The organism is Vibrio sp. 03_296 (assembly GCF_002265885.1).
Window position 1 is genome coordinate 1 of record NZ_NPKW01000868.1, and the last position, 937, is coordinate 937.

General features: G+C 50.7%; 1 protein-coding gene. It reads right to left on the reverse strand.

The genetic code is table 11. The annotated features are described in order from the left end of the window. Positions 1 to 631 precede the first annotated feature (631 nt). Positions 632 to 937 (reverse strand): lipocalin family protein (locus CIK04_RS28490; protein WP_176463461.1); only part of this gene is annotated, 306 nt, incomplete at its 5' end.

Consider the following 937-nt stretch of genomic DNA (forward strand, 5'->3'; position numbering starts at 1 on the left):
CCAGCAAGCCTAGGCGTGACTAGGAATCCATTTGTCGACGAGCGCTAGAGCTGCGGTTTTCTCAATGAATTTCCAGCGCGCTCTGCGCAATGGATTCTGCATCACGCTCGTACCTCGCTATCCAGAATGACGAGCGTAGAGAGCGGTGTTTGGGGGAGCACTTTAAGCAGCTGTTGTCTGTGAAGAGGCCGATAAACACAGAGCTTACCGCCTGTCATTCCAGCAAGCCTGGGCGCGACTAGGAATCCATTAATCGACGAGCGTTAGAACTGCGGTTTTCTCACCGAACTTCCGGCGCACTTTGTGGAATGGATTCTGCTTCACGCTCGTACCTCGCTATCCAGAATGACGAGCGTAGAGAGCGGTGTTTGGGGGGGAGCACTTTAAGCAGCTGTTGTCTGTGAAGAGGCCGATAAACACAGAGCTCACCGCCTGTCATTCCAGCAAGCCTAGGCGTGACTAGGAATCCATTTGTCGACGAGCGCTAGAGCTGCGGTTTTCTCAATGATTTCCAGCGCGCTTCTGCGCAATGGATTCTGCATCACGCTCGTACCTCGCTGTCCAGAATGACGAGCTTGAAGAGCGCCTCCTAGAGTAAAGCGTGATCGTTAAGCTGTTCTTATCTCTGGCGTTATTTTTGCTCAACAAAGATTAGGCGCTCGGTATCAAATCCCCGTTCTTTGGTCATGGAGACGAAAGTATCGATGAGCGATTGGTCGACGGTTGGGGTTCGTGCTAAAAGCCATAAATAGTCGGTGTTAGGGCCAGAGACAAAGGCGTACTGGTAGTCGGTTTTGTCGAGTGCAAACACCACGTAAGATCCGTAAAACGGGCCAAAGAACGAAACTTTCAAGTAACCTTCAGAATCGGTATTGACGAAGTAGGCTTTTCCTTCGGCTTCTTTCCATTGGTTTTCATTCGGCCAAAAAGCCTTTGT